Origin of the sequence: Aristaeella lactis (assembly GCF_018118585.1) — a bacterium.
GTDB lineage: Bacteria > Bacillota > Clostridia > Christensenellales > Aristaeellaceae > Aristaeella > Aristaeella lactis.
Window position 1 is genome coordinate 1,326,979 of the sequence record NZ_CP069421.1, and the last position, 26,111, is coordinate 1,353,089.

Below are 26,111 nucleotides of genomic sequence, written 5' to 3' on the forward strand. Positions count from 1 at the left end.
AACCCTGTCATCCTTTCTCAGTGCTGTTTCACGTAGATCATTGAACGGTCCACCGACGGGACCTCATTTCCGTTCTGATAGAAGAGGATCTTCCCCTCTTTGATCATCAGGATCCCTGTGGAACCCTGCAGCTGTTTCTTTTCCAGCAGCAGCTGCATCAGCTTCCCGGTCAGGGCCGGTCCGCCGCCTTTCTGCAGGCAGTCCTTCCAGACCGTAAAGTTGCAGCCCTTCTCCGTGCATCCGAAAGCCATGGAGCTTTCACGGACACCGCCCTTGCCGCAGATCGGGCATACCGCCCCCTGCAGCACAACCGGCGCGCTCCGTTTGACGCCTGCCTTTCCCTTCCGGCGTTCTTCCGCCGGGAACGTGACCGCGGCAGCGGTATTCCGCGCATAGTCTACCAGGAAACTGCTCATCCGGGCAATACCGTCCATAAACCGCTGCGGATCCTGTTCACCGTCGGTAATATCATGCAGGGCCAGTTCCCACCGTCCGGTCAGTTCCGGGCTGGAAAGTTCTCCCGGCACCACGTCGATCAGCATAACGCCCTTGTCTGTCGCGTTCAGGGTCTTCCCTTTCCGCTGGGCATAGCCCACCTTCAGCAGGCGCTCAATGATCGCCGCCCGGGTGGCCGGGGTTCCGATGCCGCTGCCCTTCATCTGCCGGACAAGCTCCTCGTCATCCAGTTCCTTGCCGGCGGTTTCCATAGCAGCCAGCAGGCTGGCGTCCGTGTGGGGAGCCGGCGGCTTGGTCTTGTCCTCTTTGATCCTGGTTCCCGCGACCGTCCGGGTATCTCCCTCCTGGAGGGGCGGAAGCGGATTCTCGCTCTCCCCTTCCTCAACGATCTTTTTCTTCTGCTTCGGCGGGTTTTCCAGCGGCGGCACGTCGTGCCAGCCGTTGTTTACGATCACCTTTCCCGTGGTACGGAACTGATGCTCCTCCACCTGGGTGATGATCTTTGTCGCGTCATAGTCACAGGCCGGATAGAACGCCGCCAGGAGACGCCTGGCCACCATATCATACAGCTTCCGCTCGTCCTCGGTGAATTTGGAGGGATCGGCGCGTTTGGCCGTAGGAATGATGGCGTGGTGATCCGTTACCTTGGTTTTGTCAATGGTGCGCTTGCTCACCGGCAGCTTCCCGTCCGGCAGCGCGCCGGGCACCAGCTTCTGGTAGCTTTCCGGCAGCAGCTTCATGGTCTGCACCACCCGCGGGATCATATCCGGCGGCAGGAACCGACTGTCCGTCCGGGGATAAGTCAGGGCCTTGTGCTTTTCATACAGGCTCTGGGCCGTCTTCAGCGTCTTGTCCGCGGTAAAGCCCAGCATCCGGTTGGCGTCCCGCTGCAGGCTGGTCAGGTCATACAGCTGCGGCGGCAGTTCCTTCTTCCGGACAGTTTCCGCCTGGATGACCGTGCCGGTTTTCCCTTTCACTTCCGCGGCGATCTGCTCCGCGTCCTGCTTTTCCTTCAGGTGTGTATCCGGGTCCAGCTTATCGGAAAAATAAACACCGCTGTAATCCCCGAAGTCCGCTGTCAGCGTGCAGAAACCTTCCGGTTTGAAGTTCTCTATTTCCTTCCGCCGTTTCACCAGGATAGCCAGTGTCGGCGTCTGGACCCGGCCGATGGAAAGCAGCGTATTGTATTTCAGTGTAAAGGCCCGACTGGCATTCATACCCACCAGCCAGTCTGCCTTGCTCCGGCAGCGGGCGCTCTCATACAGCCCGTCATAATCCGCGCCGGGGCGGATATCCCGGAATCCCTCTGTGATCGCCTCATCCGTCATGGAGGAGATCCACAGGCGCTGGAAAGGCTTTTTGCATCCGGCTTTTTCGTAGATGTACCGGAAGATCAGTTCTCCTTCCCGCCCGGCATCTGTCGCGCAGATCAGGGAATCCGTTTCTTTATCGTTAATCAGCTTTTTAACTTTGCTGAACTGGTCCTTCGTGGTGGAGATCACCTTCAGCGGAATAGTCTCCGGCAGGATTGGCAGCGTGGCAAAGGACCACTTTTCGTACTTGGGATCCAGTTCATTCGGCTCCACCAGCGTCACCAGATGGCCCACAGCCCAGGTAACGATGTACTGATCCCCGATCAGGCAGCCATCGCCGCCTGTCCGGCATCCGAGCACCCGGGCAATATCCCTGCCCACACTGGGTTTCTCGGCCACCACTACAATCTTTCCCATGCCGCACCTCCAACTATATTATTTTACCACATTTCCGGGGCTTTGCCTATGAATAATATACAGCAGAAGTCATTGTCTTCTGCCGTAATGATATATTCGTCTTCGATGAATGCTTTATATGCTCTGCCATTCATCTGACTGATTTGGTTATGTTAGATTGCTTAGTCACACTATTCAAAACTTTCACCGACAGGCGAAAATATCACATCCCGCGCAGCGGGATATATCATATTGAGCCGTACAACGGCTCAATATATCATGTTTGCCCTTGGCAAATATATCATTCGCCCGTTTTCGGGCGAAAAAGAACGGCCTTTCCTGCCGGAAAGACCGTTCTTTAATTACTCAAGCCCGTAGACTTTTTTCGCGTTTTCTGTCGTATAAGCGGCGACTTCTTCCGGATCTTCTCCCCGGATTTCCGCCATCTTCATCCCGACATACCGCACATTCGCCGGCTCATTCCGCCGTCCCCTGACCGGTTCCGGCGCCATATAGGGGCTGTCCGTCTCGATCAGCAGCCGGTCCTTCGGCACCAGCCTGCAGGCTTCCTGCAGCTTCGGCGCCTTTTTGAAGGTCAGCGGTCCTGCAAAGGAAATGTAATACCCGAGCTTCAGGTACTCCTTCGCGATCTCCGCGCTTCCGGAGAAGCAGTGGATGATTCCCCCGGTCAGCTTCGCCTTCATGCTTTTCATGATCTCCAGCATTTCAGCATGCGCATCCCGGATATGATAGGCCACCGGAGCTCCAAGCTCCCAGGCCAGTTCCATCTGCCGGAGGCACACCTCCCGCTGGACGTCCCGCGGGCTGTGGTCATAATAGAAGTCCAGGCCGATCTCCCCGATGGCACGGATCTTTCCCTTCCGGTACCAGTCCGCCATCTCCGCGAGATCCTCTTCCTGAAAGCCTTTTGCCTCATGGGGATGGATCCCGCCGACAGCAATGGCTCCCTCATGCTCCCGGGCAAAGCGGATCGCCCGCCGGGAGGTTTCCATATCGGAACCGATCACCGCGTACCGGGTAATACCGAACTCCGCCATGCGGGCCAGCGCTTCATCCCGGTCTTCGTCAAAGGCCTCTTCATCCACGTGGCAGTGGCTGTCAAACCATTCCATCATCCGATCAGGGCGCCGTCCTCAACGCCTTCGCCGACGCTGACCAGCCGCAGGTTGCCGTTGTCATCCAGTGCGGACAGGATCATGCCCTGGCTCTCGATTCCGGCCAGCTTGGCGGTCTTCAGGTTGGTGATCACCGCCACCTGTGTTCCCACGAGGGTTTCCGGCTCATACCACTTCTGGATACCGCTGACCACAGTACGTTCCCCGTCCTTGCCCAGGCCCAGGCGGAACTTCAGCAGCTTGGTGCTCTTCTCCACCTTTTCGCATTCCAGCACGCGGGCTACCTGGATCTTGCACTTGAAGAAATCGTTGATATCGATCTCCGCCGGATATTCCGGTTCATCGTGCTTCTTCTCAGCCTTCTTTTCGGCCTTCTGTTCCTTCTTCTGCTGTTTCTCCTCAGCCTTGGCGTCCTTCTTCTCTTCCTTGCCACCGGCCAGGGCTTCCAGCTCCTTGTTCACGTCAATGCGGGGGAACAGTGCCTCGCCCTTCTGCACCTTGGTGCCGGCAGGCAGTATGCCGAAGGTCTTCAGGCTGTCCCAGCTCTTCAGGGCTTCGTCATTCACACCCAGCTGGGCGAAAATGCGGGCGGGCGTGGAGGGCATGAAGGGTCCGATCAGCACGGCGGCAAAACGTACGCATTCCGCCAGGGTCAGCATCACGTTGGCCAGCCGGTCCTTCTTCTCCGGATCCTTGCCCAGCACCCAGGGCTGGGTCAGGTCGATATACTTGTTGCACTCGCCGATCACCTTCCAGACCTCTGCCAGGGCCTGGGAGAACTGCAGCTTGTCCATCTGCTCGTCCACCAGCTTCGGCAGGGCGGCACAGTGCTCCTTCAGGGGCGCATCCAGTTCCGGATCAACAGCATCGGTCCAGGCGGGCAGCACGCCGTCGAAGTACTTCTCGATCATGGCAACGGTCCGGCTGACCAGGTTGCCCAAGTCGTTGGCCAGGTCCGCGTTCATGCGGGTCAGGAAGGATTCATTGGTGTAGTTGCCGTCCGCGCCGAAAGGCATTTCCCTCATCAGGTAATAGCGGAGCGGATCCACGCCGTAGCGGGCCACGATGGGGCCGGGATAAACCACGTTGCCCTTGGACTTGCTCATCCGGTCGGCGCCGAAGAGCAGCCAGCCATGGCCGAATACCTGCTTCGGCAGGGGCAGGCCCAGGGCATGCAGCATGATCGGCCAGTAGATCGTGTGGAAACGCACGATCTCCTTGCCTACCAGGTGGATATCCGCCGGCCAGTACTTTTTGTACAGTTCGTCATGATCCGTTCCGTACCCCAGGGCAGTGATGTAGTTGCTCAGCGCGTCGATCCAGACGTACACGGTATGCTTGTCATCAAAGTCCACCGGAATGCCCCACTTCACGCTGGTACGGCTCACGCACAGGTCCTGAAGGCCCGGGCGCAGGAAGTTGGTCAGCATTTCGTTGGCCCGTTTCGCCGGCTGGATGAAGTCAGGATGGGTCTCGATATAGTCGATCAGCCAGTCCTGGTATTTGCTCATCTTGAAGAAATAGCTTTCTTCCTTCATGGGCTGGCAGGGACGTCCGCAGTCGGGACAGACCTTCACGCCGTCCTTTTCCACCAGCTGGGTGGGCGTCCAGAAGCTTTCGCAGGGAGTGCAGTACATTCCCTCGTACTCGGCCTTGTAGATATCGCCCTGCTCATAGAACTGGCGGAAGATCTTCTGTACCACCTTGGTATGCCGTTCCTCGGTGGTGCGGATGAAATCGTCGTACTGAATGTCCATGAGTTTCCAGAGATCCTGCGTTTCCGCGACGATCTTGTCCACGTATTCGATCGGGGTCACGCCGGCTTCCGCCGCCTTCTTCTCGATCTTCTGGCCATGTTCGTCCGTACCGGTCAGGAAATATGTATCATAGCCCTGCATCTTCTTGAACCGGGTCATGGTATCAGCAGCCACTGTAGTGTAGGTGTGGCCGATGGTCATGTTGCCGGATGGATAATAGATCGGCGTAGTGATGTAGAACGTCTTTTTGCTCTCACTCATGGTTCATTCCTCCGTAAAATTAGTGAAAAGGGCTGTTGCGACGCAACAGCCCTGAATCATCTGACCCGCTCTTACTGAGCTTCGGCCGCGGTCTCAACAGGATATACGGAGACCTGCTTGCGGTCCTTGCCCAGGCGCTCGAAACGAACGATACCGGTGGTCTTGGCGAACAGGGTATCATCCTTGCCGATGCCTACATTGTGGCCGGGATGGATGTGGGTCCCGCGCTGACGCACGAGGATGTTGCCGGCCAGAGCCAGCTGTCCGTCGGCACGCTTCGGTCCAAGACGCTTGGATTCGCTGTCGCGGCCGTTACGGGTGGAGCCCATACCTTTTTTATGAGCGAAAAACTGAAGATTAAGCTTCATCATTTTTGTTTCCTCCGTTCTTTAATGGAAAAACTCACGTTCTGCGGATAAGTCTCCGCAAGATCTTTCAGTCCCTGCCTGAGCATACTCATGAGGATCTGCGCCTTTTGATTTTCCTCTTCCGTCATCTCCGGAAGATCGAAATCGAGAATTCCCTTCTCGGCGTTCTGCTCACGGATCTGTGCTGCGATACCGTATTCACCTTCCAGTGTGTTTACACAGGAACATGTCAGGATCGATGCACCGGCACAGACAATATCCTTGCCGGCTTCTGCCCAGCCACTGTGACCCTGAAGTCTACAGCCGGTCAGGTTCTCCCCTTCCCGGTACAGGACTGCGGTGATCATTACGCGTTGATCGCGGTGATCTCCACCTTGGTGTAGGGCTGACGATGGCCGATCTTTCTCTTGGTGTCTTTCTTGCTCTTGTACTTGTAAACGGTGATCTTTTCACCCTTCACCTGAGCAATGACCTTGCCCTCGACCTTAGCGCCTTCAATGGTGGGATTGCCGACTTTCACGTCGTCTTCGCCGCCGATCATCAGCACATCGAAGGAAATCTTGGAATCAGCTTCCTGGTTCACTTTGTCGATGTAAATCACATCGCCCTGGGATACACGGTATTGTCTGCCGCCCGCTGCAATAATAGCGTACATGGGACAGCACCTCCTAATTCAATCTCGCCGGGACTTTGAGGTTGCGCGGAGCGCATTTGGACAGACCTCTCCCGAGCGGCTACCTGAATAAGATATCACCAGCACCCTATGCGTGTCAAGCTTTATTTTTCATCCGTTCCAACCTTTTCGGAAGTACCGAAGGCGAGCACTTCCACCTCCGGCCGTCCGGAAGGATCGGATTTCACGACGCGGTTCAGCTGTTTGCCCATGAAGGCGACAACTGCCGTCTGCCCGCCGTCCAGGTTCACCGCGATGGAGCAGCCCTCATCCAGCATGATCTGGGCCAGGTTCTCCATCATAACACCGGTGGACCGTTCCATGCCGTTCTTCTTCCCGACCCGGCCTTCGCAGAGCACGTCCACATAGTGACCGGGTTCCACCATACCAAACGCGTGGCGGGGATTGTTCACCCGGTTCGCGTTGGCGATATAATCGGTAAACGCTCCGTCCCGGACCAGGCAGGGACCGAAGGTGTAAACGTCTGTCGCGCCGTTCGCGATGTATTCATTCGCGCCCATGTCCCGGGAGGCATGGCTTTCCACATGCCCGTCGCTGTACAGCGCCAGGGTCTCATAGTTCGGCATGGTCCGTTCCTTGATCTGGGGATCATCATACAGGATCTCCCCGTTCCGGATCACAATGCCCACGTGGCTGCTCTTGTCCGATTTGGCCCGGCCGGCCCGGTAGGTGTAATAGTCCGTGCTGAAGGCCAGCACCGCCTTCTGCTCCCGGGCGATCTCCTTGATAAACTTCGCGCCTGTGCGGGGCTTGTCCGGATTGGAATACACGGTATGGGGCAGCTCGCCCGCCTCATAGTCGCACCAGATATGGGTCACAAAGCAGTAGAACGCCTGCTCCGGATCGGACTTCCTGACTTTGTTGAATTTCAGGTAATTCCGTTCGATCTGGATCCGCAGCGTCGGGGATACATACATCCAGTGGCCGTTCTCCTCGTCCTCCAGGATGTATTCTCCCTCGTCCACATAGCCCCGGGCATTCAGCTTCACGTCCGCCCAGTCCGGAGCGGCAGGCGCGGCTGTTCCGTTTCCGGAAGGCCGGGCCGTTTCGGTTTCCTCTTCCGCGGTTTCCGGTTCATCCCCGGTTTCCGCATCCGGTTCTTCTTCGATGAGTTCGGTTTCCTCTATCTCCGGTTCCAGCGTGGAAGGTTCTTCCTCCTCCACGATTTCCTCTACGACTTCCTCTTCGTCCTCTTCCTCCGGAAGTTCCTCCTCAGCGGGATCTTCTTCCTCTTCTTCCGCGGGCGCTTCCGTTACCGCCGGTTTCGCGGCGGTTTCGATATGCTCCAGGAAATCGTTATGGAGGGTATCCTCGCCCACCCGGCTGGCATAGAGGCCGAACCGGTTGTTCGGATAACGGCGGACGCCGTATTCAGCCACGGAAAACACCACCTGTTTTCCGTTGAACTTATGTCCTTTACCCGCCTGGGTCACATGGAGGGAAAACGCTTCCTCCGACACCTCGTTGGCGGTCTTTCCTCCCATGGATTCCATGGGTGTGTCAAAGTTGAAGGCGGTGGCACCGGCCTCGTCCCCATACAGGTGGATATAGAGTTTTTTCACTTCCCACGGTCCGAACAGGGATCCGGATTCCGGATAGGCCGTGCTGTCCGCTGCCTTATCCCAGCATTTGATCGCCGCGTCCACCAGCATCTTGTGCTGCGGATGGCCGTATTCCCCGTCAACGTCCTGGGTTACCACAACCTCAGGCCGGTATTTCCGGTACAGGTCCGTCACCCAGCTGAGCACCTTGTCCTCCCCGCCCATGTCCTTATAGGCCCGGGCGATTTTGGAGGGGTTGCTGTACTTGTCGCTGAAGGGTCCGAATTCCGGATAGGTCCGGACGCCCATGGCCCACAGGCCGTTCAGTGCCTCGCTCCGGCGGGTGGTATTGGAATAGGTCAGGTAAGCGACCGTCACATTCTTTTTCTGCTCCGAAGCATACCAGGTAATGGCGCTGCCCAGGAAAAGGACGTCATCATCCGGATGGGTCGCCAGGAACAGGATATCCGATGAACCGGCAGGTTCCTCCCACCGCTGCACCCAGTCAGGCACTTCGCCCTTGCCGAAGGCAAAGATCTCGTTGAAGCCCATGACGTTCTTCTTTTCCATGGTAGAGAGGATCCTGACCTTCTTCAGTCCGTCCAGTTCGAAAAACGCGTGGTGGTAGCGGGGCGTTCCGCCCTCAGCCACAGTCACCCATCCGTCTCCGCTTTCCTTCTGGATCACGTAGGTGTCCGGCATTTTCTGGAAGCACAGGTACAGGCCGTAGATCGGCTTATCGGAAGAGATGACCACCCAGGGCTCCTTCCGGCTGCTGCTTTCCCAGAATGTTGTGTATTTTCCGTCTGTAATCGCCTTGATCTTGCCGGGCTGGTCCGCCACCTTCACCTTCAGGTTCGCGGTCAGGTTTTCCGCCTCCTCAGCCGCGGCCGGAAAGACAGCCAGCAGCAGGAGGACCAGGAGAACCGGAATCAGGACTTTCAGTTTGTTCATCGTTTCATATCCTTTGTTACCAAGTGTTATTTGTTTTTCAGCGCGTCCGCGAAGGACTTCGCGCCGAAGCGTTCTTCCAGGCCCAGCCACTCCACGCAGGTCGCGCCGATATCCGCGAAGGTTTCCCGGGTACCCAGGTCAACAGCTTTCTCCATGCCGGGTGTCCACGCCATGATCGGAACATATTCCCTGGAGTGGTCGGTGGACTGGATAAAGCAGGGATCGCAGCCGTGGTCCGCCGTGATGATCATCAGGTCACCCGGCTTCAGCAGCTCCATCATCTCATCCAGCCGCCTGTCAAAGGATTCCAGGGCAAAGGCAAAGCCTTCCGGATCATTCCGGTGCCCGTACTGGGAATCTGTATCCACCAGGTTGGTGAAGCAAAGGCCGTTAAAATCCGTTTTCATAAAGCCGATCAGCGAGTCGATACAGGCAGGGTTGCCCGCCGCGTGGTCGCTTTTCGTCAGGCCCTGGTGGGCAAAGATATCCTCGATCTTGCCTACCCCGATGCTCTCCATACCCGCTTCCTTGACCACATCCATCAGGGTGCGTCCGCAGGGCGGCATGGAAAAGTCCCGTCGGCGGCCGGAACGGGTGAAGTGCCCGGGCCGTCCGTAGAAAGGCCGCGCGATAACCCGGCCGACGCCGAGTTCGCCCTGGAGCATCTCCCGCGCGATCCGGCAGAACTCATAAAGCTTCTCCGGGGAGAAGATATCTTCATGGCAGGCGATCTGGAATACGCTGTCCGCGCTGGTATAAACGATGGGCGTATGGTTTTTCATATGCTCCTCGCCCAGTTCCTCCAGGATCACGGTACCCGAAGCTGCCTTGTTGCCTATACATTTATGCCCGATGGCCTTCTCATAAGCCTCCATAAAGGAAGCCGGGAAGCCGTCCGGGAATGTCGGGAAAGGCGTCTTCACAGGAACACCGGCGATCTCCCAGTGACCGGAAGTGGTATCCTTTCCCTTGCTCTTCTCCATGGCGCGTCCGTAGGCGCCGATGATCTTTCCATCATATTGATATCCTGTCCCCGGGATCTTTCCGAGGCCCAGCGATGCCATATTCGGCAGCTGGGGGTTCTGTGAGGCGATCACGTGACCCAGGGTATTGGTACCCACATCGCCGTAATCCGCGGCATCAGGCGCTTCACCGGCGCCAACAGCATCCAGTACAGTCAGGAAAACGCGGCTCATCATTCTTCCTCCTTTTCTATCCAGGGTTCTTCTGTATAATCCGGATCCACGTCCGGAAGATGTTCGCAAACCATCAGGTAAGCGTCTTCGTTATTGTCCTCATAGTACCGTTTCCGCTTTCCCACGGAAATAAAGCCGAGGCTTTTATAAAGGTTCTGGGCCCGCAGGTTGCTGACCCGCACCTCCAGCGTGGCATAGGAAGCGCCGAGGTTGGACAGGATCTGAAGCAGCTCCGCTGTCAGTTTCCGGCCGATACCACGGCCCCTTGCCTCTTCCCGGACCGCAATGTTGGTGATGTGACTTTCATCCAGGATCACCCAGGCCCCGGCATAGCCAAGGATCTGGCCGTCCTCTTCCGCCACCAGGTACCTGGCCACCGCGTTCCGGGTCAGTTCCTGCCGGAAGCTTTCCCGGCTCCAGGGCCGCGCGAAGGTGGCCTGTTCAATCTCTGCCACCTGGTCCACATCCTTCAGGCGCATGAACCGGACCACCGTTTCACTCATGCCCCATGGCCTCCAGCAGCTTTTTGTTTTTCTGGGCGTTCGGCGGACGCAGGTAAGTGGCCTGCAGTCCGAGATAGTCTGTGCTCTCGTCTTTGGAAAGCGCGATGGCACCGGCGGCGGAAGGCCGCAGGTACCCGCGGTACGCGGGCGCGAAAACCGCCTTCTCTCCCATCCGCTCCGTAACAGCCTTCCGGTGGACCGGAGCGCCGTCACCGATAAACAGGAAACGCTCACCGAGCTTTTCCACGGTGTCCAGGTAATCCTCCAGCTTCATCGGCGCGTCGCCCGTCAGCCGTTCTCCCTTCCGGAACGCGGCACCGTAAACCTGTCCGGCCCGGGCGTCCTGGATGGGACATATGATTCCGTCAAAATCCCCCGCGGAAGCAGCCAGCGCCTCCAGGGCATCCACCGGAATGCAGGGCAGCCCCGCTCCGTGGGCAAGGCCTTTCGCGGTTGCCACCCCGATGCGTACGCCGGTAAAACTGCCAGGTCCCGTCACCGCTGCCACCGCGTCCAGGCCGCTGATCTCTGTTCCGGCCGCGTTCAGCGCGGCTTCGATCATCGGCATCAGGCTGGCTGAATGCGTGTTTTTGTTCTGGGCTGTGAACTCGCTGTAGACCTTTTCCTCATCCATCACAGCCGTACCGCATACGGGGCCCGAAGTATCGATCACCAGTATTTTCATCTTTCTGCCTCATTCCAGCGAAATCATCCGGAAACCGCCGCAGGATTCCGCTTCAATATGCCGGGTATTCTCCCCGTCCGCCGTGATTCGGATCCGGAGGCAGTCCTCCGGCACAGCGTCCGGGCACTGTTCCGGCCATTCCACCAGGGCGATGCCGTTTCCGCCCAGGTATTCATCCATCCCGAGTTCATACAGTTCCTCGGAGCTTTCCAACCTGTACCAGTCGAAATGATACAGCGGCACGCTGCCGCTCTCATAGACGTTCAGGATCGTAAAGCTGGGACTGGTCACCGTTTCCTGCACGCCGAGGCCTTTGGCAACCCCCCGCGCCAGTTCACTCTTCCCGGCTCCCAGGTCTCCCTCCAGCAGGATCACGTCCCCCGCCTTCAGCATTCCCGCCAGCCGTTTCCCAAGCTCCCGCGTTTCCGCCGCGCTGTTTGTAATGATCATCTTAAACACCATTAATTGTTCATTGTTAATTGTTCATTGTTCATTGGATTGATCAGAGATCAATCCTTGCGGCTCCAACCGGCCGTATATTCAGCACCCTGCAGGCATCATCCCCGAAGGCCCGGTTCATGGCCTGTACAAAGCTGTCAACCTTGTCCAGCGGAACAAAGTTCAGGGTGGTTCCGGCAAATCCGCCGCCGTGGATGCGCCAGGCTCCGGTGCCGTGCAGCATTTCCTCCGCCATGCACAGGGCCAGGCTCAGGCTCTGGTCACCGTTATCCGCATAGATATTCTGGAGATACATCCAGCTGGACCGTCCGCTTTCCAGGATCAGCCGGAAGAAATCCTCAATCCGGTCTTCCTTCAGCGCGGCTACCTGTTCCGGTACCCGCGCGTCCTCCCGAATGAAATGGAAGGCCCGCAGCAGTGCCCTGTCACTGACCTTTCCGCGCAGGCTGCCGATCTGTTCCATGAGCTGTTCCCCGGTCAGTCCGCGAAGAACCGGCTGCCCGAAGCATTCCGCGACGCCCTTCATCTCCGCCGGGATCGCAGCGTAATGATCTGTCAGGTTCGCGTGGGAACCGCCTGTGGCAACCACCACCAGCGCATAACCTTTTTTCGCGAAATCATAGGAGATCGCCTCCACCGCCGGGTGGTTTGTATCCCCAAAGTCAACGGTCACCAATCCACCCGCCGCGCTGGCCATCTGATCCAGCAGTCCGGAGGGCTTGCCGAAATATTCGTTTTCCGCCTGTTTGCTGATCTGTGCGCGAAGCACATACGGCATATTAAAGGCGTTGTACAAGCTGTCCAGCACACCGGTCAGCATGACCTCCAGCGCCGCGGAGCTGCTCAGGCCGCTGCCACCGGCCACCGTAGAAGTCACAACAGCATCAAACCCGCCGATGCGGTATCCTGCCTGCCTCATTCCGGCCGCAACGCCCCGGATCAGGGCCCGGGTTGTTCCTTTTTCTTCCGAATGCACGGCAAGGTCCGTCATGTCCATTTCGATCGGATCATATCCCTCGCTGTGAAAGCGCACAGCCAGGTCATCCCGCGGGCTTACGGCGCACAGGGCGTCAAGGTTGACCGCCGCCGCAAGCACCCGCCCGTGGTTATGGTCTGTATGGTTGCCGCCGATCTCTGTTCGTCCCGGCGCGCTGACCAGCTGAACACCCGTCTGTTCCCCGAATACTTCCGCGTGCCTGCGGAGCAGTCCGGCATAGCGCTTCGTCTGTTCCTCCAGCGCCGCTTCGTCAGATCCGTAAAGATACCGGAGCTGTTCCTGCACGCCGGTCGTGTTTAGTTTGCGGATCGCCTCTTCCGTATAACCCATCTGAATCTCCTCCGTTCAGTGAAGAACTTTCTGCCAGATTCCGATCAGTTCCTGCAGTCCTTTTTCTTCCACTGTGCTGCAGAACGTGTTCCAGTTTTCATCGGTCAGTTCCGTATCTCCCGTCACAAAGCAGGCCATGGCCTTCTCAGCATAACGGGACAGGTCGTTCTGGATCTCCGCGACCCGGGCTTCCTCCTCTGCCGTCAGCGTTACCGGCGGATACGGGATCACGCTGAGCTGCTTCAGCCCGATCATTCCGTTCACGATCCGGCGGGTTGCCTCATCCCGGTACTTGCTCTGGAACAACTCATCGGTATATCCCGGAGCAACTCCGCCCTCGCTGATGGTATGGGTAGGCAGGATTTCATCCGCGACGGTTTCCAGCGGGTAGTTCCACTCCCACTGCCCGTCCTCGTTCCAGATATATTCGTCCCCTTCAACGCCATAGCTGGCCGTCAGGCTGCCCTCTTCCGTATAAAGGTAATTCACCCAGGCAACGAGCTTTTCAGGTTCCGCGCAGGCGGACGTGATCGCGAAGGTGCCGCGGATCAGGTCCCCGGCAAGGTCCCGGTATACCTGGCTGCCGTTGTATTCCAGTGGAGCCAGGATGGCATACTGTTCCAGTGCCGTCTGGGGCAGGATGGTCATGGGCGTGGAGGACATCAGCAGTCCGTACGGAATAGCCTTTTTCTCATCCGTGATCTGGCGGGCATCGTCTGTTGTAGAGAAGCCGGTATGATCAAGCAATCCCTCTTCCCACAGCTGGTGAAGCCAGGTCAGGAAAGCCCTGTTCTCATCTGATGTAAGGGAGGAAGTGACCTTCCCGTCCTTTTCCGTCACATAATAGTCATTGTCAATGATGCCGAAGGCATGGCCCAGGAACCGGAGTTCCCACATGCCGATAAAGCCGAGCGGGATTTCATCCTTCTGGTAGTTTCCGTTGGGATCATCATTTTTGAAAGCGCGCAGGACCTCTGTGAGCTCATCCGCCGTCTTCGGCATCTCCAGCTTCAGTTTTTTCAGCCAGGCAGTGTTGATCCACATAGCGTCGTTGTTCTGGAGCGTGTTGATCGCGGGCAGGGCCGGTATGGCCCCGTCTTCCATCGTGATCGCCTTTTTCCACTCCGGATGCTCTTCAAGCATTTTCCACAGATCCGGGGCATATGTTTCAAGGTAGGGAGAAAGATCGATGATTTGACCGGCCTGATACAGGTCGCGGACTTCAGAACTGTTCAGTTCCGCTTTGAAAAGCACATCCGGAAGGTCCGTGCCCTTCTTCAGCTCCAGTTTCCGTCTGGCCCAAGCGTCCGCCTCCGTATACTGGCGGAATTGGAACGAAATACCGGTCTTTTCCTGCATCCGGCTGAAGAATGAGTTTGTGTCCCATACACGGTAGCTGACTTTTCCGTCATATCCTTCCAGAATATAATCCGGCGCCTTCTGCGTGCTTTCGCCGCAGGCGGCGGAAAACAGCAGCATCAATGCCAGGATCCAGACAATTCCTTTACGCACAGCTGTTCCTCCTGAATACACAACATTTCAACTTAATATTATATCCTACCGCGGTTCTTTTTTCCAGTCGTCTTTTTCCGGAGCATAAAGAAAGGACGGCGGTTTATGATCCGCCGTCCGTGAATGACTTTTTATTTTTTCCGCTTCATGAAACCGGGAACACCGTGGGTGTCGGTTTCCAGGGCCTGGCTCTGAGGCACCTGCGGGAAGCTGCCGGTCTGCCCGGTCACCTGGCCGTTGCTGTTAAACTGCGGCTGGTAATTGGTGGGCTGTGCGGCAAAGGCAGGAGCCTGCGGAATGCCGGGGTTCTGTCCCATGGGAGCAAAGGGCTGTGTGGCCTGGACAGGCTGCTGCGGAGCGGTCTGCTGATAGCTGAAGCCCGTCTGGAAGGAGCCTGTGTTCACCATGCCGGGAACGCCCATGCTGGGACGGCTGCTGCTCATGAAGGTAGGAACCTCACCCGTGTTGCCGGAAGAGAAGGGGCTGGCCGGAGCGGCTGCCGGAGCATCAAAGGAGGTGTGGGCAGCGGTTTCCGTCCTGGAGAAATTCGTTCCGAAGGAGCCGAACAGGCGTTCATGCTCGATCTCACGCGGCTTGCGTGCCGGCTCCTTGGCCGGGAACGGCGTCTTCTCGAAGCCCGTGGCGATAACCGTGATGCGGACTTCGTCGCCCATGGTTTCGTCGATGCCGGCACCGAAGATGATGTTCGCGTCCGGATCGGCCGCTTCCATAATGAGGTTGGCCGCCTCGTTGATATCCACGATGGAGATGTCCTCGCCGCCGGTCACGTTGATCAGCACAGCGCGGGCACCGTCGATGTTCGTCTCAAGCAGCGGAGAGGAAATGGCGTTCTTGGCAGCGTCGACCAGCTTGTTCTCGCCGCTTCCCAGGCCGATACCCATATGGGCCATTCCGCCGGATTCCATAACCGTCTTCACATCCGCGAAGTCCAGGTTGATCATGGCAGGCACAGCGATCAGGTCGCTGATGCCCTGGATGCCCTGGCGGAGCACGTCATCCGCGATCTTGAAAGCTTCGATCATGGTGGTTCCCTTGTTGACAACCTGCAGCAGGCGGTCATTGGGGATCACAACCAGCGTATCCACATGCTGCTTCAGCTCGGCAATACCGGCTTCTGCGTTCTTCATGCGCTGTTTGCCTTCGAAATTGAAGGGCTTGGTCACAACGGCGATGGTCAGTGTGCCAAGATCCCGCGCGATTTCCGCCACAATGGGAGCCGCGCCGGTACCGGTGCCGCCGCCCATACCGGCGGTGATGAACACCAGGTCCGCGCCTTTCAGGGCGGAAGCGATTTCTTCGCGGCTTTCTTCAGCCGCGCGGCGGCCCACCTCAGGGATGGCGCCGGCACCAAGACCCTTGGTCAGCTTTTCGCCGATCTGGATCTTCACCTGTGCGTTGGTCTGGCTCAGGGCCTGGCGGTCCGTATTCACGGAGATAAACTCCACCCCCCGCAGGCCGGCGTCGACCATGCGGTTAACGGCGTTGTTGCCGCCGCCGCCGCAACCAACTACCTTAATGCTAGCGAAGGTGTTCTGTTCTTCGTTCTGGAACTCAATCATGCTCTTAACCTCCCAACAGACTGCGGAAAAAGTCTTTGATCTTGCCGCTTGCACCGGCTGCCGGCTGACGCTGCTGTTCAATCGTATCGATGATCAGGTCCATCAGGCCCAGCGCGCTGGAGAAGCAATGGCTGTTCAGCTTGGTGGTCCGGCGGGGTGTCTCCTGCACAGGCCTTCCAAGGCGTCCGGCCAGGTATTCCTTGCCGCCGCGGTTGAAGCTCAGTCCGCCGCCGGTCAGGAACACATTGGACCAGCTGCCCAGGCCGCCGAAGTCATCGTCAACAGCCTCTTTAATGCTGGCGCATATATCATCAAGCGCTTTGCACAGGACCGGCTTAACCTGTTCCCGGGTGAAGGCGGTGCCTTTCTGGCCGTCCGCTCCGGGAACCTCGTAAGTCTCCCCTGTCGTCTCGATTCCGTAGATAAACTTGCGTTTAATGTCTTCCGCGGCGCTAAGGGAGATATCCAGCTCCTCTGCCAGGGCCACGGCCAGGTCGCCGCCGCCCACGTCCAGCACCTTGTGATAGATGATGGCGTCTCCTTCCACACCGATGATCTCAGTGTTCAGGTAGCCCATATCGATCAGCACGGAAGTGTGGTCGCGTTCCTGCTCGTTCAGGTAAAGCATCGCTTCACCCGCGGAAGTGGAGTAGAAACCGGTCACCACGATGCCCAGGTCCGCCATGCGGTTGGTCACATCATCAATAAAGAACCGGTTGCCCACCGCGAAGCTGATGAAAGCGGTCATCTCACGGCCCTTCATGCCCACAGGCTCCAGCGTCTTCTTGCCGCTGTCCACCATAAACCAGGCAGGGCTGGAATGGACTACAACACCGGGCACATTCGCCAGGTTTTCAGCAGCCTTGCTGAAAGCGGTCTTGACGTCAGCCGCGGTCACCCGCGGATCCGTTCCCTTGAGGGGCACGGTTACTTTGGTGGCATACACATGGGTAAAGGCACCGGGAACACCGACGTTGATCTCTTTGATCTTGCTGCCGGACTGTTCTTCCGCGTCCGCGATGGAGCGGCGGATCGCCTCATCCAGCATGCCGGGATTGTTCCATCCCTCTTCGAGATAACCGTCATACTTCGTTACGCCGGCGGCGGTGATGTCACAGCGCTGACTGCCGCTGTTTTCAGCTACGAGCGTAACAATTTTGCTCGTACCGAAATCAATGGCTGCAACCGTTGTTTTCATAGGTTTCTCTAGCCCCCCGTTTTCCGGATCCGTGGAAACACCACGGTCTTTCACTACAAAATAATGTACACCTTCAAGAATTATACCTTCTTCAGGCTGTCTTTGCAAGGGTTTTGCACTTTTTTATTACAATTATTTGCGTTTTTTGTAACAATTTTCATCCTGTTTCGCTTTCCGGCAGAACGATCTGTCATTATTCCGGAATAAACATGGGTTTTTCCGGGTTTGTAACGTTGATGGTTCCTGCCGAATAGCCCAGTTCGACCAGCTTATCCTGGACCAGCAGCATGCTGCGCAGTTTGGCGTGGATATTGTTCGCGTCCCCCAGGGCCACCGTAAATCCGTACCGGGTGGCAAGCAGAATGGAATTAATGTTGCTGATATCCGCGTCAGCGATCTTGTCAATGCAGCTCAGCACCTTCATTTCCTGGAACAGCTCCCTGAAGATGCTTTTCTGCTGTTCGTTGCCCAGGTTGACATACTGGCCAACCATCGTATTGGACCGGACCTCAAGTCCCTTGACCTCCACCAGGTCGATCGGGCGTTCATCCGGGTTTTCCGACTCATACAGGACCATCCGGTTTTTGTCCATCACATACATAATGCCGCAGTAAGTCAGCCAGCAGCGCGGCTCCCTTTCCGCGACGGAAAGGGTCACCGTTCCCGGCATTTCCCTGTCCATATAGACAAAAAGCAGTCTGTAGTCAGATGTGATATGTTCCTCAACCTTTTTCTCGTTCAGCGTGAAGATGCTGTCGCCCAGGTGAATGCCGCTGACCCGGATGATCTCCGCGGCGGGGATGCTTTTATTGCCGATCACGCGGATTTCCTTTACGCTGAAGACAGCAAACCGGAGAACCAGGATCACAGCGGTCACAAATACAGCGATAAGCAGAAGAACACGCAGCGGATGCGAGTTCTTTTTGCCTGTAACTTTGGTTTTTGTTCTGACCGGCTTCACCACGGATCCTGCCTGCGTGTTCTGCCGGTAGGATCCTGTGTCCTGGGGCCCCTGAACCGGGGAATTCCAGAAATCACCGATATGTTCATTGACGTTTTCCGACCGGATTGCTTTCAGTTCCGGTGCGTCTTCCGGTTCATCAAAGGGATTGCTGTTCACAGGAGCAGGACCGAACCAGGTGTTTTTCTGCCAGTCCCGGACGCCCTGATCGCCGTTTGCGGCCGACCCCGTCCGTTCACCTGCGGTGCGCGGCCTGTAGCCGCCGTTCTGTCCGTCCACCGGTGTCCTACCTTTCCCTTTCCGACCGGAGATCCTTTAATCCCTGTCTTGATTCATGAAAAGCTGAAATAAACAGACTTTGGTCTGTTTATTTCAGCTCCTTTACGATTTCTTTAAACACCCGACCACGTTCTTCGTAGTCCTTAAACATGTCAAAACTCGCGCACGCGGGGCTCAGCAGCACACACCAGCCCTTGTCCGCAAGGGTGCGCGCCTTTTCCACCGCATCTTTCATTGTTGAGGCATCTGTCAGATTTGTGAAACCAACCCGTTCCAGGCTGTTGCGGATCAGTCCCGCCGTTTCCCCGATCAGCACCGCATGGCGGATCATGGGGCTGTTGATGATTTCCCTGGACAGCGGATCAAACGAGGTGTGCTTGTCATACCCGCCCAGGATGATCACGGTCGGCTGGCTCATGGTCTGAACCGCCTTGATAGTGGAATCCACATTGGTTCCCTTGCTGTCGTTGATATACTCGATGCCGTCCAGTTCACGCACCGTCTCGATCCGGTGTTCCACACCCCGGAAAGTCTTCAGGCTGTGGCGGATAACCGGAACAGGCACATTCATCGCCGCGGCGACGCACACCGCGCCAAGGGCGTTTTCCAGGTTATGGGGACCCGGGATGAATACTTCCTCCGTCCCGCAGATCTTCTTCTCATTTCCATCCAGGCGCAGCATAATCTGTCCGTCGCGGACAAAGGCGCCTTCCTTGACTTCCTGTTTCCGGCTGAAAAAGAGCACCTTGCTCTTAACCTGTTTGCTCAGTCCATCCAGGCCGGGATCATCCGCGTTGAACACAGCGTAATCCGACGCGGTCTGGTTTTTGAACATCCGCATCTTCAGGGCGGTATAGACCTCCATGGTGCCGTGCCGGTTCAGGTGGTCTTCGGTAATGTTGGTCAGCAGGGCCACATGGGGATGGAAGGTGTCCGCAGTTTCCATCTGGAAGGAGGACACTTCGCACACGATCACGTCTTCCTTGCGGCTGACCAGGGAGGCAAGGGAGAAAGGATAACCGATATTGCCCACCACATGGGTAACCTTGCCGCTGTTGGCAAAGATCTCACCCAGCAGGGAGACGGTCGTGGTTTTTCCGTTTGTTCCTGTAACTGATACCAGCGTACCACGGGAAAGCTGTGCCGCCAGTTCCAGTTCGCCGATCACATAGATGCCCATTTCCTTTGCCTTCACAACAAAAGGCGCGGTATCCGGAATACCGGGGGAAATGACCAGGCAGTCCTTCCCTTCCAGCAGTTCCATGGCGGGGCATCCGAACCGGCGCTCCAGCTGCAGGCCTTCCAGAGGCTTCAGCTGCTGGCCCAGTTCCTCCTCCGTCTTCGAATCATTGACGGTGACCTCCGCTCCGGAGGCACGCAGCAGCTGCGCCGCAGCCACACCGCTGCGGGCCATGCCGACTACCAGTACTTTTTTCTTTTCGTAATTCATAATGATACTCCTCAGAATGCCTTGCAGACCGCGATCACGGCGATGAGGCTCAGCAGCAACGTGATGCCTGTGTACATGCTCACAATCTGCGTTTCAGAATATCCTTTTTTCTCAAAGTGATGATGGACCGGACTCATCAGGAAGATGCGCTTCCCGTGGGTCAGCTTGTAGTAATACCGCTGCAGGATCACGCTCACACTGCTCATGATAGGCGTGAAACAGATCAGCACCAGCAGGATCGGCTGGCGCAGCAGCATGGCCATGGCAGCCATTCCGCCTCCCAGCAGCATGCTTCCGGTGTCGCCCATAAAGGTTTTGGCCGGATAACGGTTATACCGGAGGAAGCCCAGGCACGCTCCGGCCATGCTCATGGCGAAGACGCCCGTTGTCGCGGCTCCGGTCAGGTTTCCTTTTCCCGTCAGGGAAGCCGTCAGGATCAGGATCGCGCAGATCACCGCCCAGGCGGATGAACCCACAGCTGTAACAGAACCCAGCAGGCCGTCAAGGCCGTCCTGCAGGTTGCTGCTGTTGACAATAAAGATGACCAGCAGAGTCATGATCGGAATATAAAAAATACCCAGGTCCCATTCCGCTCCGCAGAACGGCAGGCAGATGGCGCTGCCGACGCGCGGTGAAAAATAGCAGTATACGCTGAATCCCAGGGAGACGATTACCTGTCCGGCAATCTTCTGCCACGGGTTCAGTCCGTCATGGCGTTTTTTGACTGCCTTGATATAGTCGTCCGCAAAACCGACACCCATGCTCAGGAAAGAAACGCCAAGCAGCGGGAAAATGAAATCCCATTTGCCGTCCCATTCAGCAGGATGGAAGATCAGGGAACCCAGCAGGATACCGGCCGCCATCATCAGGCCGCCCATAACGGGAGTGCCCTGCTTCTGCTGGTGGCTCGGACCCAGTTCGTAGATCGTCTGACCGAAATGCAGTTTCTTCAGATACCGGATCAGCCCCGGCCCGATCAGCAGTGCTGCTGCCAGTGCGATAAGCGCTGCTCCGATCATCCTGTAATACATACCGTTTCTCCTTTATTCCTGCTCTTTCTGCATTTCCAGCAGCAGATCGCTTACGATCACCTTTTCATCAAACGGACGCTTGATGCCCATGATCTCCTGGTAGGTTTCGTGTCCCTTGCCGGCCAGCACGATCACGTCTCCGTCCTCGGCCATATGCAGCGCGCGGTTGATGGCCTCCCGGCGGTTTTCGATCACTTCATAGGGCTTGCCCAGGGGTTTGATACCCTTTTCGATCGCGGCAAGAATCACCATCGGGTTTTCTGTCCGCGGGTTATCCGAAGTCAGGATGCAGTAATCCGCAAGACGGCCGCCGATCTCGCCCATCATCGGGCGCTTTCCCTTGTCCCGGTCGCCGCCGCAGCCGAACACCGCGATCACCCGGTGACGGGTAAACTGACGCACCGTCTTCAGGATGTTTTCCAGCGCGTCCGGCGAATGGCTGTAGTCCAGGATGACCTTATAAGGCGTACCGGTCTGCAGCACCTCGATCCGTCCGGGCACCCGGGTCACAGCCTCCAGGCCCGCCTTGATCTTCTCCGGGGCAATCCCCATAATCAGCGCGCAGCTGGTGGCTGCCAGCGCGTTATAGACGTTGAACATACCCGTCATCCGCATCTGGATGGCGATCTGGTTCATGCCGTGCAGCTGGACATTGAAGCGTGCGCCTTCCTCGGTGATCTCAATATCCCGGGCGAAAACGTCCGCGTTCACGCAGATGCCGTAGGTAATATAGGGGCTGCTGATGCCGTCCCGCAGCTTGGCGGAAGTCTCATCATCCGCGTTGATCGCGGCATTCTTGACCATTCCGCTTGTAAAGAACAGCTTCTTTGTTTCGAAATACCGTTCCATGGTATAGAAGTAATCCAGGTGGTCCTGGCTCAGGTTCGTATAGCAGCCGACCTCAAAGGTCATTCCGTCCAGCCGGTTCATGTCGATGGCGTGGGCGGATACTTCCATGCAGACAACCTTGACGCCTTCGTCCGCCATCATGCGGAGCATCTTCTGCAGGTCGATGGGGTCCGGCGTGGTCAGCTTGCTGTCCAGGTGCTGCTCCTCCACAACCGTACCGGTGGAACCGATAATGCCGCACTTCAGTCCGGCTTTTTCGCAGATGCTCTGCAGCAGGTATGTCGTTGTGGTCTTTCCCTTTGTGCCGGTAATACCGATCATGCGCATCTGACGGGACGGATGTCCGTAAAACGCGTCAGCGATCCGGGCCATGGCGGCGCGGCCGTTGTTCACCAGTACCTGGGGAATATCCATTTCAACAAAATGCTCCACGATCAGCGCGACGCATCCGTTTTCCACAGCTTCCCAGGCATAATCATGGGCGTCAAACCGTGCGCCCACAATGCAGAAAAACAGCCCGGCCTCTGTCTTGTCCCGGCTGGAGGAGGTAAGCTCCTTTATTTCTGTATTCATATCGCCGCGGGTCTCCTCAACATAGGGGAGTTCCGTCAGCAATTCCCATAATTTCATTCCTGTCCACCTCTCTGTATCGGCCGATCCGGCCTTCTAATAGATTACCACAAAACGGTTTTCTTTTCCACCCGACTGAAATACGAAGGGGAGACCGATTGATCAGTCTCCCGCGTAGGAGGTCAGTCTTCCCTCCAGATCAGCGTTTTCAGCCGCCTGGGCCGCTGTGGACATTACCAGCTGCGCGCTTTCCGGAGCGGTCAGGACGATTGTCCTCGCGCCGTTGGAGGAGATCAGATTCAGTTTGACCGCCTCGGTACGAACGCTGGTATTGCTTTCGCTGAGTTGGATTTCCGCCTTTTTTCTTTCGTTTTTGTTCTGCTGTTCTTCTATGGATGTATGCAGCTTCTGGATCGTCCTGCTGCCCATTCCGACAGATGCCAGGTCCGCGACCAGGATAGCGGCCAGGATAACGCCGATGACAATCAGGGCCGCCAGCGCGGCATCCCAGCGGATTCCTTCACTTGAAACAATTTTTCTTTGGGGTCTGGTTTCCTCAATGGCGGGCTTGCGTTCGCAGACAGGGATCCCGCCTGTCCAATCCTGTGTCTGGTGGAATGACGGCAGGGAGGCAGAGCATGTCATTCTTGACCGGTGAATATCTGCCTGCTGCTGGCGGAAATCAGAATTCCTGTATCTTCTTTCCTGCCAGTTGATTACGCCGTCCTGCAGCTTATTCCTGACCCTGGCGGTCATTTCAGTCATCCATGCTCACCTCCTTCACTCTTTCTGTGTTTCCAGCCCCGCTATCATTTCCAGAAGCTGGGGCAGTTCATCCTTGAATCGGTTCCAGATATCGCCGCTGGAGGATACCGCGGCAATGCGCACATGATCGTTGGCGCCGGTGATTTCCATTTCTTTCTCATCGTGGAGGATCTTCTGCCGGATATTGGCCGGAAGGAGAACCCTCCCCTGCGCGTCGCAGGTCTGTTCATCAAAGCTCAGCGCGTAAAACTGTTCAAGATACCGGTTCAGTGCCGGGTTCAGCTTGCCCAGCCTCTCATATGTCTCGTTTCTTTCCTCCCATTTCTCTGTCGGATAAATAGCAACAGACTGGAAATCAAAAGATGGAGCGATACAGAAAGTTTCGCCCAGCTTTTCGCGGAATCCCTGGGGGATTACCAGTCTTCCTTTACTGTCCAGGCCGTGGTTAAAGGAGCCGATAAACCGTTTGGCCCTTTTTTCACCGTTGTTTTCGGGGGTTACGGCGTTATTGACGGAGTTGTTGTTTTCTGAGTTGTCCACTACACCGTTCCCCCTTTCTACCACTTTTATGTTCGTTTTTGGGATGATCTTCCCTTTTTCCCCACAAATTTAACACAAGAATGCGTTCTCTGCAATACCCGATTTGTACGGTCGCGATATGACGATATGCATTTTGTTAATCTTTTTGTAATACTTTTGTAACTTTTAAAAGTCAATTGTGTCCTGTTTATCTTATTTCCCGCTATATTTGGTAGAAAAAAGAGGACATACTTCCATCAGAAGCATGTCCTCTCAAAGAAAAAAACTGAAAAAATTAATAATTTATTTTTCGAGTATCAGTTTCGGAGAAAATCCGATACTGTCGCAGGATACCAGTTCATACCGTACACCGTTATGTTCGCCTGTAAAGCCAATCTGGATGCCGGCCCCGTGCAGGTGTCCGTAAACAGCCGTATGCACATGGTATTCCTCCATCAGGGCGGTATAGGCTGAATCCATTTCGCCGTTCAGCAGCGGCGGATAATGCATCATCGCGATCAGCGGCCGACCGTCTGCCATTCCCGCGGCGGCGTCCAGCGCCAGGCGGAGCCGTTCTGCCTCCCGCAGGTAGATCTTTTCATCCTGGGCGCCAAGCGGGGTGTCCTTCGTCGGGATCATCCATCCGCGTGTTCCGCAGACCACAAAATCCTTCAGATCCGCCGCGCTGTGCTGAAGCACCGTAATGGACGGGGGAACTACAGACCGTACACGGCTGATGGAATTCCACCAGTAATCATGATTCCCCTTACACAGGATCTTCCGTCCCGGCAGCCTGCCGATCTCAGCCAGGTCTTCCGCCGCGTCCTGCAGCTGCATGGCCCAGCTGATGTCTCCCGGAACCAGCACAACGTCCTCATCCCTGACAAGGTTCAGCCAGTTTTCCCGGATATGAAAAAAGTGCCTGTCCCACTGGGGCCCGAATATATCCATGGGTTTATCGTCTCCCCCGGACATATGCAGGTCTCCAATGGCAAACAGGCGCATAAAATCTCCTTTGTCATTTCACGGAAGAAACACGGTCAGATCTCGTCGTCCTCCGCGTCCTCATCCGCGTCTCTTTCTTCATCTTCCCGGACATCTTCCAGGCTCAGTTCCTGGTCGATCTCCTCGTACTCGTCCGTTTCTTCCTCCTCAACATCGGGGATGATCTCATCCATGCCGCTCACGGCATCCATATCGCCGATGGTGGAGGTGTCAACGTTTTCGGCTTCGCTGCCGGAATCGCTGTCATCGGTGCTGTTGCTCTTGTTCATTTCCCTCAGGCAGAACAGGCATACATCCTTTCCCGGCAGAGCGGGCTCTTCATTGCAGATGCTGCACAGTTCGATTTCCTCTGAGCGGGATTCCCCTTTCATCTCCTGCAGGCAGATCTTGCAGTACTTTTCATCCTCCCGGATGTAGTTCAGGTCGCAGCGGGGACACTTGACCAGGTTCATGGCATTTCCTCCTCAATGTGATCATTTGTGAACAAATTCCCACATTTGTGATCTTTCGTGACACTTTCAATGCTTTCTTTTACACTTTGGCACTAAAAACAGAGGATAAAGCGGCTTTTCTTTCCACTTTTCCGGCATTGTCCCCCACTTTTCAGCCGAAAGCACTGCGTAATCTACGGACATGGATTATACTATGCATATGATACATATGCAATAGGAAAAAACACATTTCGGAAAAAAAGCAAAACCTATACTTCTTCAGCATGCAAAACTTTATCTATGAGGTTCAGCAGATCTTCCCGGCCGGTGCCGTCCTCACCGCTGAAACAGATGATTTCCCAGGGCTGCACGCTCAGCGCCCGGCAGATCGGTGCCAGGTATTTACTCCGCGCTCCCCTGCTGATCTTGTCCGCTTTGGTGGCGATAACGGAGAAAGGGATATCCATTTCCCGGAGGAAACGGTTCATCTGCTTGTCATCCTCTGTGGGCTCGTGGCGGATATCCACCAGGCAGAGCACATGGAGCAGCTCGTCCGCTTTGGTGAAATAATCCTGCATCATCTGGCCCCAGCGCTGTTTTTCCTTTTTATCCACCTTGGCGAAGCCGTACCCGGGCAGGTCCACCAGATGAAACTCTTCGTTCAGCAGGAAGACATTCAACAGCCTGGTTTTGCCGGGGGTGGAGCTGGTCCGCGCGAGCTTGTTCCGCCGGCACAGCTTGTTGATCAATGTGCTTTTGCCCACATTGCTCTTCCCCGCCACCGCGATCTGGGGCAGTCCTTTTCCGGTAAAATCACCGTAGTCCGCCATGGACGTCACGAAATCCGCTGATTTAATCTCCATCATTTTCTCTGCCCCCTTCCTGAGCGCAGCGAAGGAACTCTTCACTCTTCAC

At 56.5% G+C, this 26,111-nt stretch carries 23 protein-coding genes and 1 pseudogene; all 24 read right to left on the bottom strand.

The window, feature by feature from the left end; genetic code table 11:
* Positions 1–17: 17 nt before the first annotated feature.
* Positions 18–2,186, bottom strand: a complete 2,169-nt coding sequence (locus JYE50_RS06120) for a DNA topoisomerase III (protein ID WP_084096898.1) — start codon at positions 2,184–2,186, stop codon at positions 18–20.
* A 341-nt stretch (positions 2,187–2,527) separates the two neighbouring features.
* Positions 2,528–3,301, bottom strand: coding sequence for a TatD family hydrolase (locus tag JYE50_RS06125; protein WP_084096900.1), 774 nt, complete (start codon positions 3,299–3,301; stop codon positions 2,528–2,530).
* Complete coding sequence (gene metG, locus JYE50_RS06130) at positions 3,298–5,319, bottom strand: methionine--tRNA ligase (protein WP_084096902.1); 2,022 nt, start codon at positions 5,317–5,319, stop codon at positions 3,298–3,300. Before metG ends, JYE50_RS06125 begins: the two co-directional genes overlap by 4 nt.
* 71 nt (positions 5,320–5,390) lie before the next feature.
* Positions 5,391–5,690, bottom strand: a complete 300-nt coding sequence (gene rpmA / locus JYE50_RS06135; RefSeq protein ID WP_084096904.1) for a 50S ribosomal protein L27 — start codon at positions 5,688–5,690, stop codon at positions 5,391–5,393.
* Complete coding sequence (locus tag JYE50_RS06140) at positions 5,687–6,034, bottom strand: ribosomal-processing cysteine protease Prp (protein ID WP_084096906.1); 348 nt, start codon at positions 6,032–6,034, stop codon at positions 5,687–5,689. The genes rpmA and JYE50_RS06140 overlap by 4 nt, the downstream gene beginning before the upstream one ends.
* The gene (gene rplU, locus JYE50_RS06145; protein ID WP_084096908.1) at positions 6,034–6,342 is read right to left on the bottom strand and encodes a 50S ribosomal protein L21; all 309 of its coding nucleotides are present in this window, start codon (positions 6,340–6,342) and stop codon (positions 6,034–6,036) included. The genes JYE50_RS06140 and rplU overlap by 1 nt, the downstream gene beginning before the upstream one ends.
* Before the next feature lie 122 nt (positions 6,343–6,464).
* Positions 6,465–8,876: a phosphodiester glycosidase family protein gene (locus JYE50_RS06150; protein ID WP_084096910.1), complete on the bottom strand. Its 2,412-nt coding sequence runs from the start codon at positions 8,874–8,876 to the stop codon at positions 6,465–6,467.
* A 26-nt stretch (positions 8,877–8,902) separates the two neighbouring features.
* The gene (locus JYE50_RS06155; RefSeq protein ID WP_084096912.1) at positions 8,903–10,072 is read right to left on the bottom strand and encodes a phosphopentomutase; all 1,170 of its coding nucleotides are present in this window, start codon (positions 10,070–10,072) and stop codon (positions 8,903–8,905) included.
* Positions 10,072–10,575: a ribosomal protein S18-alanine N-acetyltransferase gene (gene rimI / locus JYE50_RS06160; RefSeq protein WP_283399251.1), complete on the bottom strand. Its 504-nt coding sequence runs from the start codon at positions 10,573–10,575 to the stop codon at positions 10,072–10,074. The genes JYE50_RS06155 and rimI overlap by 1 nt, the downstream gene beginning before the upstream one ends.
* Positions 10,568–11,260, bottom strand: a complete 693-nt coding sequence (gene tsaB / locus JYE50_RS06165; protein ID WP_084096914.1) for a tRNA (adenosine(37)-N6)-threonylcarbamoyltransferase complex dimerization subunit type 1 TsaB — start codon at positions 11,258–11,260, stop codon at positions 10,568–10,570. The genes rimI and tsaB overlap by 8 nt, the downstream gene beginning before the upstream one ends.
* Before the next feature lie 9 nt (positions 11,261–11,269).
* Positions 11,270–11,710: a tRNA (adenosine(37)-N6)-threonylcarbamoyltransferase complex ATPase subunit type 1 TsaE gene (gene tsaE / locus JYE50_RS06170; RefSeq protein ID WP_084097153.1), complete on the bottom strand. Its 441-nt coding sequence runs from the start codon at positions 11,708–11,710 to the stop codon at positions 11,270–11,272.
* A 52-nt stretch (positions 11,711–11,762) separates the two neighbouring features.
* The gene (locus JYE50_RS06175) at positions 11,763–13,046 is read right to left on the bottom strand and encodes a galactokinase (RefSeq protein WP_084096915.1); all 1,284 of its coding nucleotides are present in this window, start codon (positions 13,044–13,046) and stop codon (positions 11,763–11,765) included.
* 15 nt (positions 13,047–13,061) lie between these two features.
* Complete coding sequence (locus JYE50_RS06180) at positions 13,062–14,558, bottom strand: extracellular solute-binding protein (RefSeq protein WP_084096916.1); 1,497 nt, start codon at positions 14,556–14,558, stop codon at positions 13,062–13,064.
* A gap of 584 nt (positions 14,559–15,142) precedes the next feature.
* Positions 15,143–16,138, bottom strand: a pseudogene (gene ftsZ / locus JYE50_RS06185) (cell division protein FtsZ); the annotation flags it as partial.
* A gap of 4 nt (positions 16,139–16,142) precedes the next feature.
* Positions 16,143–17,336 (bottom strand): cell division FtsA domain-containing protein, encoded by a 1,194-nt coding sequence (locus JYE50_RS06190; protein WP_084096920.1) that lies wholly within the window; start codon positions 17,334–17,336, stop codon positions 16,143–16,145.
* Between the two features lie 193 nt (positions 17,337–17,529).
* Complete coding sequence (locus JYE50_RS06195; RefSeq protein WP_179138428.1) at positions 17,530–18,576, bottom strand: cell division protein FtsQ/DivIB; 1,047 nt, start codon at positions 18,574–18,576, stop codon at positions 17,530–17,532.
* An 88-nt stretch (positions 18,577–18,664) separates the two neighbouring features.
* The gene (murD, locus tag JYE50_RS06200) at positions 18,665–20,026 is read right to left on the bottom strand and encodes a UDP-N-acetylmuramoyl-L-alanine--D-glutamate ligase (RefSeq protein WP_084096924.1); all 1,362 of its coding nucleotides are present in this window, start codon (positions 20,024–20,026) and stop codon (positions 18,665–18,667) included.
* Between the two features lie 11 nt (positions 20,027–20,037).
* Positions 20,038–21,057, bottom strand: coding sequence for a phospho-N-acetylmuramoyl-pentapeptide-transferase (gene mraY / locus JYE50_RS06205; RefSeq protein WP_084096926.1), 1,020 nt, complete (start codon positions 21,055–21,057; stop codon positions 20,038–20,040).
* Positions 21,058–21,069: 12 nt separating this feature from the next.
* A complete protein-coding gene (locus JYE50_RS06210) occupies positions 21,070–22,536 on the bottom strand; it encodes a UDP-N-acetylmuramoyl-L-alanyl-D-glutamate--2,6-diaminopimelate ligase (protein WP_084096928.1) in 1,467 nt (488 codons plus the stop codon).
* Positions 22,537–22,638: 102 nt separating this feature from the next.
* Entirely contained in the window at positions 22,639–23,241 is a 603-nt protein-coding gene (locus JYE50_RS06215) for a hypothetical protein (protein ID WP_084096930.1), read from the bottom strand.
* A 15-nt stretch (positions 23,242–23,256) separates the two neighbouring features.
* Complete coding sequence (locus JYE50_RS06220) at positions 23,257–23,781, bottom strand: division/cell wall cluster transcriptional repressor MraZ (RefSeq protein ID WP_143763681.1); 525 nt, start codon at positions 23,779–23,781, stop codon at positions 23,257–23,259.
* A 282-nt stretch (positions 23,782–24,063) separates the two neighbouring features.
* Positions 24,064–24,765: a metallophosphoesterase gene (locus JYE50_RS06225; protein WP_084096934.1), complete on the bottom strand. Its 702-nt coding sequence runs from the start codon at positions 24,763–24,765 to the stop codon at positions 24,064–24,066.
* Between the two features lie 35 nt (positions 24,766–24,800).
* The gene (locus JYE50_RS06230; protein ID WP_084096936.1) at positions 24,801–25,217 is read right to left on the bottom strand and encodes a hypothetical protein; all 417 of its coding nucleotides are present in this window, start codon (positions 25,215–25,217) and stop codon (positions 24,801–24,803) included.
* Positions 25,218–25,465: 248 nt separating this feature from the next.
* Positions 25,466–26,062 carry a ribosome biogenesis GTP-binding protein YihA/YsxC gene (yihA, locus tag JYE50_RS06235; RefSeq protein ID WP_084096938.1) on the bottom strand — a complete coding sequence of 199 codons (597 nt, stop codon included), beginning with the start codon at positions 26,060–26,062 and terminating at the stop codon, positions 25,466–25,468.
* Between the last annotated feature and the right edge of the window lie 49 nt (positions 26,063–26,111).